The following is a 16,925-nucleotide window of genomic DNA, read 5'->3' on the forward strand; positions in this document are numbered from 1 at the left end:
TTCGCCATTTTAGCTAAAAATAAATTTCTTTTAGCTAAAATTAAGCCCTAAAAGGAAAAACTATGCTTATAAGAAAAAAGCTTAAATTTAAATCAAGCCATGATTTAGAGCTTAATATCAAAAGAGAAGAAGATCCTGATTTTGTCATGCATTATGATGATGAAAAGACTCCTAAGGCCTTTGTTTTTGTGCTTCAAGGCTGGGGAAGTTCAGCCGATGATAAGTTTTTAAATTTATATCTTGAATATTTTGCAAAAAAATATGAGCTTGTTATGGTGAGTGTTAATTATCACTGCATTTATAACCGCTTTGATCTTGGGTCTCATTTTATGCTTGATGAAAGAGATAAAAGCATACTTGAAAAAGAATGTGAAAAAATAGATATTAAGCTTAGTAAGGAACTTTTAAATCAAAAAATAGAAAAAGCTAAGGTCTATGAGCTAGTACAAGCCTTAAATTATAAGCTTAGTGAGCTTAAAAAGGCTTCATTTTTAAAAGGCGATTTTAGGCTTAAACTTCACGCAAGTATAGTTCCTAAAAGAAAGGAGTATCAAAATTTTGGCCTTATGGCTGCTCTTGATATCTTAAATGCTGCACTTTTTGTAAAAAAGCTTTTCAATGCTAGGGGGGGGGGGGGTTCGCCTCTTATATTAGCTGGTGAATCTTACGGAGCCTACCTTAGTATGCTTTGTGCTAAGCTTGCTCCTTGGCTTGTTGATGGGCTGATTGAAAACTCAGGTGGGGTTGAGATCTTACCTTGGCATGTGGGCCTTGGAAAGGAACTTGACTTCACAAAATACCCTGAATTAGCCCCCATTGAAAATGAAACTTATGAAAACTTATCTATCTACACCTCAACCAAAAGCCTTTGGAACTTAGATGAGAAAAGCAAATTTTATTTTAGCCCTGCAAGAAAGGCTATAAGAACCCTTTTAAATAAAGAGCATTTAAAAACTATGGCAGGGCTAGCAAGACCCCTTTATGTGAGCTATCACTGCAAATTTGATCCCGTAGCCTCCTTTGAGGCTAAAAAAGAATTTATTAATGAGCTTTTAGCCCTTGGCTTTGAGGTGGATTTTAAGTCTATTGTCAGTGAAAATCAAGTAGATGGCAAATTTATCAAAAATTTAAATCACGGTATGGATACACCCCTTAAAATGCTTATAGAAAAAGAACTTTTTCCCTTACTTCAAAGGCTTGAAAATAGAAAAAAGCCAAACTGTGAAAAAAATATAAGCTATCTTTGTGATGACTTGCTTTATAATTTTTTTGAAGAAGAGGATCAATTGAAGCTCAAAATAAAAGGGCTTTGAAAAGAATTTAAAGCCCTTTTAAGGCTAATTTAAAGAGCCTTTAAGGCTTTAGTGAGCTAAATTTAAGCTCTTTATGGGTGAAAGAAGCTTTAAATTAGTCATTTGAGTTAAAAGGCTTTAGACAAGAAAGCAATTTTAGGACAATTTTTAGACTAGTAAAGCCTTTAAGCTCCTATTTAAATCTTAAAATTTTTTAAATAAAACTTAGCCAAAGGCCTCTTTTAGCATCTTGCTAATAGCTTCAAAGCTTTCAAAATTTTCAGCCCTTATAAAATCAGCCTCCAAGGCCTTACCATAGCTTTTTTCTATCTCAGCTACCAAGGCCATTATATCAATGCTATCTATGATATCATCGCTAATAAGATTATTCATCTCACTCGTAATATCCTCTCTTTCAATAGCCTTAAAAAGCTCTTTAATTTCTTTCATTTTTTCTCCTTTTCATAAAATTTAAGCTCTGTTTTAGCAAAGCTAAAGCTAAGAAAAACTTTTTAAGATTTAAAGGGATAGTGATTCTTTTTAGTATCATTTTTAGCGAGTTTAACTTGAATTTGCTTTTCAAACTCTATAATCTTATTTAACCTATTCTTTAAAGTTTAAATGCATTTCCTCCAACTCCACAACCAAAACAATAAAATATATTTTTTCCAGAATTTACCATGAAAGAGAGCATTCTTTCATCGTGAAAAGGACAAAGTATCTTAAAATTGTGCAAGAGCAAAAAATACTCCACCGCTTATAAAATATCGCTTTTTTGCTTTGATTCCTTCTAAATATAATGTTATTTTATCTTTTTGACCTTCATTATTAAACCCATTTTTTCATAAATAAAAGGCAACTAAAATACACAAACCAATACAAAATATAAATAAATATTTGCAAAAATTGGATAAAGGCTGATAAAAAGCTAAAGCTTCATTAAATAAACTTAACAAATCTAACATTTTTAAACTCCTTTTTAGTATACTTTTTAGACATCAAAAAACAAAAGAAGGAAATATATATCGTAATTACGGCTTTTATTTCGGAATTTTATTTGAGTTGTCTTTTTATTTTTTATTATTCAAAAAAACGCAAGGGCTTAAATAAACTAAAATAAAGGCAATAAAATCTAAAAAATTTATAAAAATTTTGAGTTGTAAAATAAATGGAAAATAAAATAATTCGGTATTGCTATAAGAACTTATCATTCTTTATTTATCATGAAAAATTGTAACATTATTTTTGTTTGCTTATCTATAGTAGAAGTATTTTCTAAAGACTTATTTTTAAACTTGTAACGATTAGGATAAATTCTTTCTTATTTTTATATAGGTTTGTAGAAAAAGTATGAAAATATCCTAATTATAAAAACACAATTTTTCATTATTATAAGTTTAAAGTGTTTCATTTTGAAACGAAATTTGCATTTTTTAAATTTGAGATGTGATTTTCAGTATATAGGAATAATACATACAATATAATTAATCATAATTTATATTCAAGGAGGATTTTCATTATGAAAAAATTAACCTGTGTCTTTTTGGTTTTAACCAGCTTGCTTTTCGCTGTGCAGCCTAAGGCTGGAGAAAAGCTTGCTTCAAATCAAATTTTTACCTATAACGCAGGAGCAGCTCCGCAATCCTTAGATCCTGCTAAGGTTGAGGGTGTTCCTGAGGGTATTTTTGCAAGAAATTTATTTGAAACTCTTATCATTTCTGATGTAGATGATAAGATAAAGCCTGGTGTTGCTATAAAATGGGAGCATAGCAATGATTATAAAACTTGGACCTTTACGCTTAGAAAAGACGCTAAGTGGTCAAATGGAGATCCTGTTTTAGCAAGTGATTTTGTTTTTGCGTGGAAAAGGCTAGCTGATCCAAAAACAGCTTCTCCTTATGCTTCTTTTTTGAACTACATGAAGCTTAAAAATGCCTCTTCTATCATCAGTGGCAGAATGCCATCAAGCTCTCTTGGAGTAGAGGCAAAAGATGATTATACCCTTGTTTTGCACTTGGAAGATTCTGTGCCTTATGCTGATTTGCTTACTCAGTTTTATGTGCTTTCTCCTGTGCCTCAAAAGGTAGTTGAAAAATTGGGCGATTCTTGGAGTGATCCTAAAAATATCGTTACCAACGGAGCTTTCAAGATTGATTCTTTGGTTGTGAATGAAGAGGCGATTTTATCTAAAAATCCTTATTATTGGGATGCGAAAAATGTCGTGTTAGATAAGGTAAGATTACTTCAAATCGCAAATCAATCAGTAGCTTATACTCGCTATAGAGCGGGCAGTCTTGATGTGTCTAAATTCCCTTTAGAACTTTTTGATAGCATTAAAAAAGATTATCCAAAAGAGCTTACCATAGGACCTAGCCTTTGTACTTATTTTTATGAATTTAATGTAAAAAAACCTCCTTTTAATGATGTGAAAGTTCGTAAAGCCTTAACTATGTCTTTGGATAGAGATATACTCACTGATCAAATTCTTAAACAAGGGCAAAAACCAGCTTATACCTTTTCTCCGCCTGCTATTCAAGGAGCTTCAGCTATAGTTGCACCTGAGTATTCAAAATGGAGTAAGCAAAAAAGAAATGAAGAAGCTATCAAGCTTTTAGAGCAAGCTGGTTATAGCAAGGCTAAGCCTTTAAATTTCACTCTTTTATACAATACAAATGAAGATCATAAAAAACTAGCCCTTGCTGTTTCTTCTATTTGGAAGCAAAATTTAAAAGGACTTGTCAATGTCAAGCTTCAAAATCAAGAATGGAAAACCTTTCTTTCAACCAGACGCTTAGGTCAGCAACAAATGTCAAGAGCTGCTTGGTGTTCTGATTATAATGAAGCAAGTAGCTTCTTAAATACTTTTACAACAGGTTCTTCAAACAATCAAGGTGGTTTTTCAAATGCTCAGTTTGATGAGATGATGAAAACAGCTACAAAAGCAAAGACTGATGAGGAAAGAGCTAAAATTTATGCTAAGGCAGAGGAAATTCTTTACAATGAAGCAGCTCTTGCTCCAGCTTACTTCTATACAGAGTCTCAGATCATCAAACCTTATGTAAGAGGATATAAGATCAAACCTTCAAGAAGTTATTACTTTAAAGATGTTTATATTTTAGAACATTGAGGAAGCTAGGGTGTTAAAATTTATATTTTTTCGTATCTTACAAGCTTTACCTACCTTATTTGTGCTTATTACAGTCTCATTTTTTTTAATGAGACTAGCACCTGGAAGTCCCTTTATGGGCGAAGTGGCTTATCCTCCTGAGGTAATGGCAAATATCAATGCCAAATACGGACTTGATAAACCTTTGCTTGTTCAGTATCTTACTTATCTTGGTTCTTTGTTGCAAGGAGATTTTGGACCAAGTTTTGTTTATAAGGATCTTTCTGTTAATGATCTTTTAGCCCAAGCCTTTCCAGTATCGATTAGCTTAGGCATTATAGCCTTTTGTTTTGCTGTGGTTATTGGCGTAAGCATAGGTATCACAGCAGCTTTAAATCAAAACAGCATTTTAGATTACTGCGTTATGGCTTTTGCTATGATAGGGGTTGTTTTACCAAGCTTTATCATAGCTCCTTTGCTTGTTTTGATCTTTGCTATAAATTTGGAGTTTTTACCATCAGGTGGTTGGAACAACGGCGATCCTAAATTTATGATCTTGCCTGTAGCTGCTCTTTGTATAGCTTATATGGCAGCAATTGCTAGGATTACAAGAGGTTCTATGATAGAAATTTTGCATTCTGATTTTATACGAACAGCAAGATCTAAAGGACTTTCATCATTAAGAATTCTTTTTAAACATGCCTTAAAACCAGCCTTAATTCCGGTAGTTTCTTATCTTTCTCCAGCCTTTGTGGGTATTATCACAGGCTCAGTTGTAATAGAAACCTTGTTTACCATACCAGGAGTAGGACAGCTCTTTGTAAATGGGGCCTTAAATAGAGATTATTCTTTGGTGCTTTCTCTTACTATCATTGTAGGAGCACTAACCATACTCTTTAATGCCATAGCTGATATACTCTATGCCTTTTTAGATCCTAAGATCACTCACTAAGGACTTTGTGATGATAGTTTTTAACAAAAATAAGCAAGTTGCCTTAAATTTGGAACAAAGCTTAAATATAAATTTAGAAGAGCTAAGAAGCACTTGGGAAAGCCAAGCTAGCTATGCTTTGGAAAATGAGCAAAAAACACTTAAGGGAAGAAGCCTTTGGCAAAATGCGATGAGGCGTTTTGTGCGTAATAAAGCGGCCATAGCCTCAGTTATACTTATACTTATAGTGCTTTTCTTTTCTTTTTTTGGCTCTTATTTAAGTGGCTTTAACTACGATGATACAGATTTTTCTTTAATGGATTCAAGTCCAAGCTTTGCTAGCGGGCATTATTTTGGCACGGATAATCTTGGCAGGGATTTATTTGTTCGTGTTGCTATTGGGGGTAAAATTTCTTTGCTTGTAGGTATAGCAGGTGCTTTAATGGCTATAATCATTGGGGTCATTTATGGGGCAAGTTCAGGCTTTTTGGGAGGCAAGATTGATATTGTGATGATGAGGATCTTAGAGATCTTTTCTGCTCTTCCTTTTATGTTTTTTGTGATCTTGCTCGTTACTTTTTTTGGTCAAAGTCTTTTTTTGATCTTTGTGGCCATTGGGGCTGTAAGCTGGCTTGATATGGCAAGGATAGTAAGAGGGCAAACCCTAAGCCTTAAAAATAAAGAATTCGTCCAAGCTGCCTTGGTTTGTGGGGTTAGCACAAGTGGGATTATCTTTAAGCATATAGTGCCAAATTTACTTGGAGTGGTGGTCGTTTATGCTTCTTTATTAGTTCCTAGCATGATACTTTTTGAATCCTTTTTAAGCTTCTTAGGACTTGGGGTGCAAGAGCCACTAAGCTCTTGGGGTTCTTTGATGAATGATGGGGTAAGTTCTATGGAGCAAACCCCTTGGCTTGTAGCCTTTCCAGCTACTTTTTTGGTTATCACCTTATTTTGCTTTAATTTCATAGGTGATGGGCTAAGAGATGCACTAGATCCTAAGGATAGATGATGTTATTAGAAGTAAGAAATTTAGAAGTAAGCTTTAAAACTCCTGATGGTATAGTAAGAGCGGTTAATGATCTAAGCTTTGATTTAAAAGAGGGACAAACCCTTGGCATAGTAGGCGAATCAGGCTCAGGCAAATCTCAATCCGTTTTCGCTCTTTTGGGACTTTTAGCTAAAAATAGCATAGTCAAAGGCTCTGTTTTATTTGAGGGCAAGGAAATCTTAAATTTAAAGCCTAAGGATATGAATCATTTGCGTTCTGAAAAGATGTCCATAGTCTTTCAAGACTCAATGACAGCACTTAATCCTTATGTAAAGCTTGGCGATCAGCTTTGCGAGGTTTTAACCGTGCATAAGGGCTTAAGTTATAAAGAAGCCTTTAAAGAGTGCGTAGCTATGCTTGATGCGGTTAAGATCCCTGAGTCTAAAAAGCGTATGAATCAATACCCACACGAGCTTAGCGGAGGTATGAGGCAAAGGATTATGATAGCTATGGCACTTTTATGCAAGCCCAAGCTTTTAATCGCTGATGAGCCAACTACAGCTTTAGATGTAACTGTTCAAGCTCAAATCATGGCTTTATTAAAAGAGCTTCAAAAAGAACTTGGCATGGCTATCATACTTATCACTCATGATTTGGGTGTGGTTGCTGGTGCTTGTGATGAAGTTTTGGTGATGTATGCAGGAAGGCTTATGGAATACACCAAGGCAGACGAGGTCTTTTACCACCCAAGCCACCCTTACACCCTAGGGCTTATGAAAACCATACCTCGCCTTGATATACAACAAGATGAGCTAAATTTAATACCCGGAAATCCTCCTGATTTATTAAATTTACCAAAGGGTTGTGCCTTTGCTCCAAGATGTGCCTTTGCTAAGCAAATTTGTATGAACAAACCCCCTTTAGAAGAGCTTGCTCCTCATAAAAAAAGGGCTTGTTTTGCCCCTGTTGAAGCTGTTTTAAGGAGTTTTTGATGAAAGAGGTACTTTTAGAGGTAAATGATCTTAGCGTTTTTTATAAGATTAAAAGCAATCAAGGCTTTTTTGGCAATAAAAAAATCAAAATGAAAGCCGTCAGCAAGATAAGCTTTAAGCTTTATAAGGGCGAAACCTTAGGTATAGTGGGTGAGTCAGGCTGTGGTAAATCAAGTCTTGCTAAGGCTCTTTTAGGGCTTAATAAAGATATTGAAGGCTCTATACTTTGGCTTGGAAAGCACATAGAAAAGCAAGATAAAAAGCAGTGGAAAAGCACCAGAAAGGACATTCAAATGATCTTTCAAGACCCTCTTGCTTCCTTAAATCCTAGAATGAGTATAGGAGATATCATAGCAGAGCCTTTAAAAACGCATTTTCCAAAGCTAAGTGCTAGCGAGGTTCGCAAAAAGGTTCGATCCATTATGCAAAAGGTTGGTTTGTTGCCAAATTTAATCAATCGCTATCCACACGAGTTTTCAGGGGGTCAGTGCCAAAGGATAGGCATAGCAAGGGCTTTGATCTTAGAGCCTAAGCTCATAGTTTGCGATGAGCCTGTTTCTGCTTTAGATGTGTCTATTCAAGCTCAGGTTGTAAATTTGCTAAAAAGTTTGCAGCTTCAAAACCAGCTTTCACTCATCTTTATCGCTCATGATCTTTCTATCATTAAGCATATTTCTGATAGGGTTTTGGTGATGTATCTTGGAAATTTGGTCGAACTTGCTAATTATGAGCAAATTTACAATGAAACCAAGCATCCTTACACTAAGGCTTTGATGTCTGCTGTGCCTATACCTGATCCAAAGATAGAAAAAACCAAGCAAATACAGCTTTTAGAAGGGGATTTACCCTCTCCTATCAATCCTCCAAGTGGCTGCGTGTTTAGAACTCGCTGTCCTTTAGCTGATGAAAACTGCGCTAAAAATAAGCCTGAGTTAAGGGAAAAAAACGAGCATTTTTACGCTTGTTTTAAGGTAGAAGCTTGAGATAAAAGCAAGTAAGACTTGCTTTTATACCACATGCTATTTAAAAAGAATTTATATCTGCAGTTCATAGTTTTAAAAAAGTTTTTTGAGTTTAATTAGATAAGAAAGGTTTTTTAAGAATAACCATCTTCAAAAGAAGATGGTTGTGTGTTAAAATTTATAGAGGGCTTGGAAACGAGCTGTATTTTTCTTACCCTTTGTATCTGGCTTGCTTGCAGTGCCATCTTTAGCATTATAATCAAGCATAGAATACCAAAGCAAAAAGTCAAGTTTTTTACCAAGCTTATAGGTAAGATCAACAACATATTCATTTTTCTGACCTCCACCGATCTTTGCTGCATCTTGGTTGCCAAGACCTGTTTTTGTGCCTCCTATAACAACTTGTATCCCGGCTCTAAAGTCATTAAAGGTATAGCCTATGTTTGTGTAGGCAAAGGTATTTTTACCAAAGCTATTGGTGTAGTTTGAGCCTTGAAGATATTTGATTTGACGACCCGGCATACCAAGTTTGCCATCTTCTTCTAAGGTATTGATCGTAAAGACTTTTTCCTTACCATAGGTAACAAAACCAAGTTTTGCGTCAAAGCCGTAAGCTTCTATGGTTCCTGAGAAGTTAATCAAGTTACCATTGTCGAGATTGTCTTTGATTTTTTGTCCATTTGCATCCCAAGAAGCAAATCTATCCTTTGTGAAGCTGTCGATAGAATTTCCAAGGTAGTCAAATTGAAAGCCCCAGTCTAAACCTTCAATGATAGGCATTTTATAACGCACATCAAGGACATAGAACAAGGCTCTATTGTCAAGATAGCCTAGCCAAATTTGAGGTTTGAGTGAAGCAAAACCAAGATCATAAGAACCCACCATAGAAGCACCTAAGAAATTTTGTCTAAAAAGAAAATCACTTGCTTCTGTATTTCCGATCGCATCTGTTTTTAGCCTTGTATTGCCTACACGACCATTAGCAGGAGTAGCACCTAGTATGCTTCCAATCCCACCTTTTCCGTTGTTTCCAAACACTCTATCGCCGTCATTTTCGAAATTATCAAGTCCAAAGACAGAAAGCTTTGTGCCTTCTAAACCAGAGTAAGAAGCCAAAGCTCCCATAGCAACCATTCCATCGTCCCATATTGTTGTGAGTCCTTGTCGTCCTAATTTAAGTTCAAGATCTTCATAGTTATAACCTAAGTAGGCTTGGCGTAGGTTAAATGGGGTGCTTGTGTTGGTTTGTCCGTTATTTCCATTATATCCTGAATTTTGAGGAAAGCTTCTATCTGAAGAAAGATGCTGAAGTTGTCCGTAAAAATTTAAGCCATAACCAAGCTGAACTAAGGCTCCTAGTCTAACCCTTACATTGTGTACTTGTTTTCCTGTAATGTTTGAATGTCCGTCTATAGATTTGTAGTTATCTCCATCTTTCCATTCACCAGAAGAAAAGCGGTATCTTAAGTTACCATCTATTTTCACATCTTTGATGGCTTCTTCAAGCGCTGTTGCTGCGTGAGCTGTGCTTAGTCCTACACAGGCAAGTGCTGCCACTAAACTGAGCTTTATTGTTTTTTTCATAATTCCTCCTAAAATAAGATATTTTCAGTATAACATAATTTTTTTTTTTTTATTCTTTATTTATCTTTTGTTATATATTTTTGTTACTAAAATTCACAATAAATAATAAAAATCAGCTAGAAAAACTAGAAATATATACAAAATCGAATGAAATTAAGGCAATGTATTACAAAATTACACATATAAAAATTGAAAAAGGGCTGTTAAAAAATAAATAACACAACACTTTTAAATACAAAAGCAAAGACACTTAAAAAAATTTTAAAACAAAGCTTAAAATATAGCCTCTCTATAAGAGAGGCTCGGTAGTAAAGAAGAATTGTTTTTAAAGTCTAATTGTCTCAAAATTTAAGTTAAAAAATACTTAAGTTTTAGACAAAAAAACGATTATTTTAAAATTTATATTTTAATTTCAGTGAGTATTTTATGTTTAGCTATGATTGTGTAAGTATTTGTAGGCATTGTAAAAATTGTTGGCTAAAAAGGCATATCATCAACAAATATAAAATCAGCCTACTAAATTTGTTAGAAATTCTTTCCTAGAAACAGCGATAAAAGAAGGACACAAGAAGCTTTCTTGGTTATAAAGTATGGGTTTTAAGCTTAAATCACACATAAGACCACCACCATGATTAACTAAAAAATCTCCAGCAGCTATATCCCAAGAATGCAGGCTTTCTATGCGTCTATAAACCCCAGCCTCGCCATTACAAAGAGCATTAAATTTTAAAGCTGAAGAAATTTTAATTGCTTCTAAATCATTTTTATCCATAAATTCTTTGCTTTGAGGATTAGGGTGATGAACGCTAAGTAAAAGCTTTTTTTTGTTTTGTAAAAAAAAGGATTCATCAGGTATAAATTCAGCGTGATTTTTGAAAAGTTTGCTCTGCTGGTGAGCATAGAAAAGATTTTCTTTTTCAGGCTGTTCTATGAGTGCTAAAATAGGTCTTTGTCCTTGAATAAGAGCAATTAAAATGCAGTATTCATCACTGCCCTTGATAAAGCCCTTTGTTCCATCTAAAGGATCAATGAGCCAAAAATAAGGCAAATTTTTTCTTTGTTCAAAGGGAAGAATTTGTTCTTCAGAGCAAATGGGGATATTGCTTTTTTTAAGGATTTTGCATAGGGCTTCGTTGGAGGCAAGGTCGGCTGAAGTTAGGGGACTTCGGTCATTTTTTTGCCAAATTTGTGGGTTTTGTTTTTCTTTTAAAATTGCCTTAGAAGCCTCATGGCTTGCACTAAGGGCAAGTTCAAGTAAGTCATCTAAATTCATATATTTTCCTTTGAGAAATTGTAACATAAATTTATTTTCAAGAAGTAATTTTAAGTTTATATTTAAGTAAGAAAAAAGGTAAATTAAGCCTATGAGCTTAAGGGATCTACTCCCTAAAACTCATATCAAGATTTTTGGCATTTTCTTGGGTGTTATCTTCTAAGTCCTCCTTGGTGTTAAATCCCCCACCAAAGTTTTTAAATACCTCAACTAAGGAGCTTAGAACTTCGTAGTTTGAATTCACAAAATTAATCTGCGCATTAAGATAATTTCTTTGAGCATCTAAAAGATCGTTTAAGCTTATGCTCCCGCTTTCATAGCGAATTTGAGCTAAGGAGTAAATCTTTTCTTGGGCACTCAATAAATTTGCATAATTAACCTCATTTTCATATGCTCCTTGCCTGTTGATAAGAGCGGTTCTTATCTCAGAAAATGCTGTTTTTAGAGTATTTTCATAATTTAAAAAGGCTTCATCTTTGGCAAGTTTGGCTAAATTTACATTTGATTTGATTTCGCCCCAATGAAAAATTGGCATCGCAAAACTAGCCCCAGCACTCCAAGCCCCACTACCAGCTTTAACTAAGGTATCTAAATCCCTACTTTGATAGCCTAAAAGCCCTGTTAAAGAAATGCTTGGTAAAAAAGCTGCCCTTGCAACACCTACAAGATAGTTGCTTTGCTCAAGTCTTTTTAAAGCAGCTGCAACATCAGGTCTTTGAAGTAAAATTCCACTACTTATACCCTCAGGCAGATCGATATTAAATTTTTGGATTTCTTTTTTATCAAAGCTTGAATATAAAATTTTATCAAAATCGCTTGAAACAAGTATGGTCAAAGCCTTTTCATTGGCGTCTTTGTTGAGTTTTGCACTTACAAGCTGGGCTTTTGCAGAGTCAAGCTGGGCTTTAAAGTTATAAAGTTCGTATTCGCTGATCGTGCCGACATTGTATTGTTCTGATTTAAGTAGGTAAGTTTCTTCATAGCTTTGAACACTTTTTTCTAAAATTTCAACCTGTCTGGCTAAATTTATGGCGTTAAAATAAAGCTTAGCAACATTTGCACTAAGGCTTAATCTTGCCACTTCAAAGTCAAGTGCTGAAGCCTCATAAGCCTTTGAAGCAGCACCCCATTGATCTCTTAGCTTACCCCATAAATCAAGCTCATAACTTAAATTCAAACCTAGTGAGTATTGGTTGCTTATAGAACCCTCTCTTGCACCACTAAGATTTTTAGGTGTCCTAGCTCTTGTGCCAGAAGCTGAACCATCGGCTTTTGGAAATAAAGCACTACGATCAATCCCTAAATTTTCAGCCGCCATTTCAAAACGCACAAAAGCTATTTTAAGATCGGTATTGTTTTTTAAAGCTTCTTGCATGAGAGCATTTAAATCTTCGTCGTTAAAGGCTCTCCACCATTGTTTATCAACAAGAAAGGCTTGTTCTTTAGCTGTATAACTTGCTTCTTTGAGTTTTAAACTCGGTTTTAAGGTGCAAGCACTAAAACTTAGGATACACACAAATAAAAACAAGTGAAATTTACGCATTTTTCACTCCTTTCACACCTCTTTTTCTATCTAGCCATTCATTAAAGCTTTCAAGTAGATAGAAAAATAAAGGCACAAAGATGAGGGCTAGGGTTGAAGCTGCTATCATACCACCTATAAGTCCTGTTCCAAGTGAGTGTCTGCTCGCACTTCCAGCACCAGTAGCAATAACCAAAGGCAAAATCCCCAAGCAAAATGCCAAAGAAGTCATGCAAATAGGGCGAAATCTTAATTTTGCTGCTTCAATGGAAGCTTGAAAAATACTCTTTCCTCTTTGCAAATGCTCTTCCATAGCAAACTCAACGATCAAAATCGCATTTTTAGCCGAAAGTCCTATAAGAAGCAATAGTCCTGTTTGAAAATATATATCATTGCTCACACTTGGATTGATAAAATTTCTAAGATATACAAAAAGCAAAGATCCAAATACCGCAAAAGGCACAGCTGTAACAACAGCTAGAGGCATGAGCCATCTTTCATATTGTGCTGCTAGGATTAAAAATACAAAAACAAGCCCTAAGATCATGGAGGTTTGTCCTGCACTTGAGCTTGAAACTTCTTGATAAGCTGAGCCACTCCAAGCTATGGTATAATCATCGCCCAAGGTCTCAGCCACAACATCACTAATTGCCTGTATGGCTTGTCCTGAGGTAAAGCCAGGAGCTGGATCTCCTTGAACCAAAGCTGCTGGGAAGAGGTTAAAACGCTTCACATCATCAGCACCTGTGCTTCTTGTTAGAGTAAGTACAGCATCAAGAGGCACCATAGTGCCATTACTTGAGCGAACAAAGATATTTTTCAAAGCTTCTTGAGTATTTCTAAAATCCCCCAAAGAACGCACATTGACCTGAAAGCTCTTTCCAAACATAGTAAAGTCGTTAACATAATAAGTGCCTATGGTTGAGGCTATGGTCGTAAAAATATCTTGCATGTTTAAGCCATAAGCCTTTAACTTGTCTCTATTGATTTCAAGTTTAAACTGAGGAAAGCTAGTATCAAGTGTTGTTCTTACATTTGCTAAATCAGGTCTGTTTCTAGCTGCTACTAAAAGGGCATTGACATCTTCTTGAATTTGAGCATAAGTCTTACCACTTCTATTTTGAACATACATATCAAAGCCACCTGTAAGACTTAAGCCTTGGATTGGCGGTGGATTGACGAAGAAAGTTTGTCCGTCTGTATTGGCTGCGTTTTTGATATTGTATTGTAAGGCTAGTGCTTGGGCGGTCATATTTCTATCTCCCCAATCCTTCATACTCACAAAGGATACTCCAGCATTTTCTTTTAAAGAGCTTGTAAAAAGGTCAAAGCCTATCATAGACATGCTGTATTTTACCAAGGGATCTTGATTAAAATCCTTTGAAAGTTCATCAATATACCCAACAGTCCTATGAAGTGCTGAAGCTGCTGGCAAATTTGTAATCGCAATAACTGTTCCTTGATCCTCAGAAGGAACTAAGGCTTTTGGAACGATAAGATATAAATATCCTGTTAAACCAAGCATACCAACAAAAACAAGAACAAAACGAATCGGTCTTTGTAAAACAAAGGCGACAATAGAAGTAAAAACTTTTGTACTCCAATCAAAAAAATCATTAAATTTTTCAACGATTTTAAAAGGTTTTCCCATATTTCGCTTTAAAAATAAGGCACATAAAGAAGGCGTTAAGCTCAGAGCCACAAAGCCTGAAATAGCCACCGAAATAGCTAGAGTAAGGGCAAATTGTTTTTGAATTTGTCCTGTAAAGCCTCCCATAAAAGAAACAGGGATAAATACAGCACAAAGCACAAGTACGATAGAAATAACAGGAGAAGTGATCTCGCCCATAGATATAATGGCTGCGTCTTTTACGCTGATATTTTTATCCTCATGTATGATTCTGTCTATATTTTCAACCACGATGATCGCATCATCAACAACAATACCAATAGCCAAAATAAGAGCAAACAAGGTCAGCAAATTTACACTAAAGCCTAAAACATAAAGTCCTGCAAAGGTTCCAAGTAAAGAAACAGGAATGGCTATCATAGGGATAATAGTCGATCGGAAATTTTTTAAGAAAAAATACATAACGATAATAACCAAAACAAAAGCTTCCACAAAGGTTTTGATCACTTCTTCTATGGAAGCTACAACGAATTCAGTTGTATCATAAGGGATATTATACTCAAGCCCTGCGGGGAAGTTTTTAGAAAGTTCTTCCATTTTTGCTTTAACAAGTCCTGCTACTTCGATAGCATTTGCACCTGATTGTAAATTGATCATGATAGGAACAGCATCATTTCCGTTTAAGCGTCCTTGAGAGACATATTGTTGCGAGCCAATTTCTACTTTTGCTACATCTTTTATGCGTAAAAACGAACCATCGCTATTTGCTCTTAAGATGATATTTTCAAATTCTTCTATAGTATTTAAACGCCCTTTCATTGTGATAGAATACACATAAGGGGATTTTTGAGCAACAGGTTCTTCGCCTATCTTACCGGTGGCATATTGGGTATTTTGTTCGCTTATGGCAGAGATTACCTCACTTGCCGTAACATTAAATTTGTTTAATAAATTTGGATCTGTCCAAATTCTCATAGAGTAATTTTTATTTCCAATAGCCGTCGCATCGCCAACTCCTGGAACCCTTTTTAAATCATCTAAGATATTTAAAACGATATAATTATAAATTTCAGTCGAATCCATACTACCATCAGAATTTAGGGTAATGGCTGCAAGTATTGTTGAAGAGGCTTTTCTTACGGTTACCCCAAGCCTTTTTACATCTTCAGGAAGCTTTGCTGTGGCAGCTGAAATTCTGTTATTGACATTAATTGTTGCTTGATCAGGATCGGTTCCTATGTCAAAATAAACTGTCATTCTCATCGAACCTGCTGATGAAGTGGTGTCAATATAAATCATATCTTCAACCCCATTAATAGCATCTTCAATAGGTGTTGCTACGGTTTGAGCAATGGTTTCAGCATCAGCACCGGTATAAGTAGCACTTACACTCACGGTTGGAGGGGTCAAAGAAGGGTATTGCTCTACAGGTAGGGATTTTAAAGCGATAATCCCGGCTAAAGAGATGATAATAGCAACAACGGAAGCAAATACGGGTCTTTCTATAAAAAATTTAGAAAACATTATCTACTCCCTAGATCTTGAACTTCACTACCTAAACGAATTTTTTTGAAGTTATCCACAATGATCTTATCGCCATTTTTAAGCCCACTATCAATAACAACAAATTCGTTATTTTGATAGGCAATGCTTACAGGAGTTTTGCTCACTTTATTATCTTTTATCGTATAGACATAAGAGCTTTGTTTTTGATCTTGTAAAACTGCAACTTGAGGGACCTTATAACCATTTTTTTGCACGAAACCACTCATGTTGATCGTAGCAAAAGTACCCGGTATAAGTTTATTATCAGCATTATCAAACACAGCCTTAGCCTTTACTTTAGCACTTTCATTAACAACAGAGTCCACAAATGAAATTTTACCCTTTATCTTTTGTCCATTGATATTTAAAACCGCATCAATATTTGCAATTTCCCAATTTTTGCTTGCTAGGTTGCTATCAAGCCTTAATTTATCTTTATCGCTGATATAAAAATCTGCGTAAATTTCGTTTAAATTTGTGATTCTTACAAGCTCAGTTGCACTTGCGCTTACATATTCGCCGATATTAACCAAAGCATCGCCCACAACACCATCAAATGGTGCTTCTACATTGGTATAATCAAGATCGATTTTAGCATTTTCATACTGAGCTTTTGTACTTTCTAAATTTGCAGCAGCAGAGTTATAATTAGCTAGGCTCGTATCGTATTCTTTTTGAGAGATAGCCTTTTTAGAAAACAAAATTTCATTTCTGCTGTGATCTTTTTTCATATTGGTGTGATTAGCACTTGCAACAAGAAAGCTTCCATAAGCGACATTAGCAGCAGCTTTGTATTTGTCAGGATCGATAAGAAAAAGTTTGTCGCCTTTTTTAACACTAGCTCCGGGCTTGAAATACTGCTCCTTGATCGAGCCACTCACCTTAGCTTTTAAAACAACATCATAATCACTTGTCAAAGTCGCAGGATATGTGTATTCTAAGCTTAAATTTTCTCCCTTAGCAACAAGAGTATGAACACCAGCAGGAGGCAAGGCTTGCTTGGGAGCATCTCCTTTTGAGCATGCACTCAACAAGAATGCTAAGCTTGCTAGCAAAAAGTATAAAATTTGTTTCATGTTTGTAACCCTTTTTAAATT

At 35.3% G+C, this 16,925-nt stretch carries 12 protein-coding genes and 1 pseudogene; 6 read left to right on the plus strand and 7 right to left on the minus strand.

The features are described 5' to 3' along the window. The first annotated feature begins 62 nt into the window (after positions 1–62). Positions 63–1,313, plus strand: coding sequence for a DUF2920 family protein (locus tag DMB92_RS02830; RefSeq protein WP_142681544.1), 1,251 nt, complete (start codon positions 63–65; stop codon positions 1,311–1,313). 204 nt (positions 1,314–1,517) lie between these two features. Here DMB92_RS02830 and DMB92_RS02835 read toward each other — a convergent pair whose 3' ends face one another. Together DMB92_RS02835 and DMB92_RS09345 are read right to left on the minus strand one after the other, a co-directional pair. Then, the gene (locus DMB92_RS02835; protein WP_142681545.1) at positions 1,518–1,742 is read right to left on the minus strand and encodes an acyl carrier protein; all 225 of its coding nucleotides are present in this window, start codon (positions 1,740–1,742) and stop codon (positions 1,518–1,520) included. A gap of 166 nt (positions 1,743–1,908) precedes the next feature. Continuing rightward, positions 1,909–2,046: pseudogene (locus DMB92_RS09345) on the minus strand (CHC2 zinc finger domain-containing protein); the annotation flags it as partial. A 765-nt stretch (positions 2,047–2,811) separates the two neighbouring features. Between DMB92_RS09345 and DMB92_RS02845 the strand changes: the two are divergent. From DMB92_RS02845 to oppF, 5 genes are read left to right on the plus strand one after another with little or no spacing between them, the layout of a single operon-like run. Continuing rightward, positions 2,812–4,419 carry an ABC transporter substrate-binding protein gene (locus DMB92_RS02845; protein WP_221886244.1) on the plus strand — a complete coding sequence of 536 codons (1,608 nt, stop codon included), beginning with the start codon at positions 2,812–2,814 and terminating at the stop codon, positions 4,417–4,419. A 10-nt stretch (positions 4,420–4,429) separates the two neighbouring features. After that, complete coding sequence (gene oppB, locus DMB92_RS02850) at positions 4,430–5,350, plus strand: oligopeptide ABC transporter permease OppB (protein ID WP_142681547.1); 921 nt, start codon at positions 4,430–4,432, stop codon at positions 5,348–5,350. 10 nt (positions 5,351–5,360) lie between these two features. Then, a complete protein-coding gene (gene oppC / locus DMB92_RS02855; protein WP_142681548.1) occupies positions 5,361–6,341 on the plus strand; it encodes an oligopeptide ABC transporter permease OppC in 981 nt (326 codons plus the stop codon). Continuing rightward, entirely contained in the window at positions 6,341–7,312 is a 972-nt protein-coding gene (locus tag DMB92_RS02860) for an oligopeptide/dipeptide ABC transporter ATP-binding protein (protein WP_260604728.1), read from the plus strand. The genes oppC and DMB92_RS02860 overlap by 1 nt, the downstream gene beginning before the upstream one ends. Continuing rightward, positions 7,312–8,295: a murein tripeptide/oligopeptide ABC transporter ATP binding protein OppF gene (gene oppF, locus DMB92_RS02865; RefSeq protein ID WP_142681550.1), complete on the plus strand. Its 984-nt coding sequence runs from the start codon at positions 7,312–7,314 to the stop codon at positions 8,293–8,295. The genes DMB92_RS02860 and oppF overlap by 1 nt, the downstream gene beginning before the upstream one ends. A 150-nt stretch (positions 8,296–8,445) precedes the next feature. Here oppF and DMB92_RS02870 read toward each other — a convergent pair whose 3' ends face one another. The 5 genes from DMB92_RS02870 to DMB92_RS02890 form a co-directional block, all read right to left on the minus strand. Next, positions 8,446–9,858: a major outer membrane protein gene (locus DMB92_RS02870; protein WP_142681551.1), complete on the minus strand. Its 1,413-nt coding sequence runs from the start codon at positions 9,856–9,858 to the stop codon at positions 8,446–8,448. Between the two features lie 508 nt (positions 9,859–10,366). Then, positions 10,367–11,131: a 3'(2'),5'-bisphosphate nucleotidase CysQ gene (locus tag DMB92_RS02875; protein WP_142681552.1), complete on the minus strand. Its 765-nt coding sequence runs from the start codon at positions 11,129–11,131 to the stop codon at positions 10,367–10,369. A gap of 106 nt (positions 11,132–11,237) precedes the next feature. Continuing rightward, a complete protein-coding gene (locus DMB92_RS02880; RefSeq protein WP_142681553.1) occupies positions 11,238–12,674 on the minus strand; it encodes an efflux transporter outer membrane subunit in 1,437 nt (478 codons plus the stop codon). Further along, on the minus strand, positions 12,667–15,807 hold the full coding sequence (locus DMB92_RS02885) for an efflux RND transporter permease subunit (protein WP_142681554.1): 3,141 nt from the start codon (positions 15,805–15,807) through the stop codon (positions 12,667–12,669). The genes DMB92_RS02880 and DMB92_RS02885 overlap by 8 nt, the downstream gene beginning before the upstream one ends. Continuing rightward, positions 15,807–16,904 (minus strand): efflux RND transporter periplasmic adaptor subunit, encoded by a 1,098-nt coding sequence (locus DMB92_RS02890; RefSeq protein ID WP_142681555.1) that lies wholly within the window; start codon positions 16,902–16,904, stop codon positions 15,807–15,809. Before DMB92_RS02890 ends, DMB92_RS02885 begins: the two co-directional genes overlap by 1 nt. Positions 16,905–16,925: the final 21 nt, after the last annotated feature.

The sequence above is a fragment of the Campylobacter sp. MIT 99-7217 genome, assembly GCF_006864365.1.
In the GTDB taxonomy this organism is placed as follows: Bacteria; Campylobacterota; Campylobacteria; order Campylobacterales; family Campylobacteraceae; genus Campylobacter_D.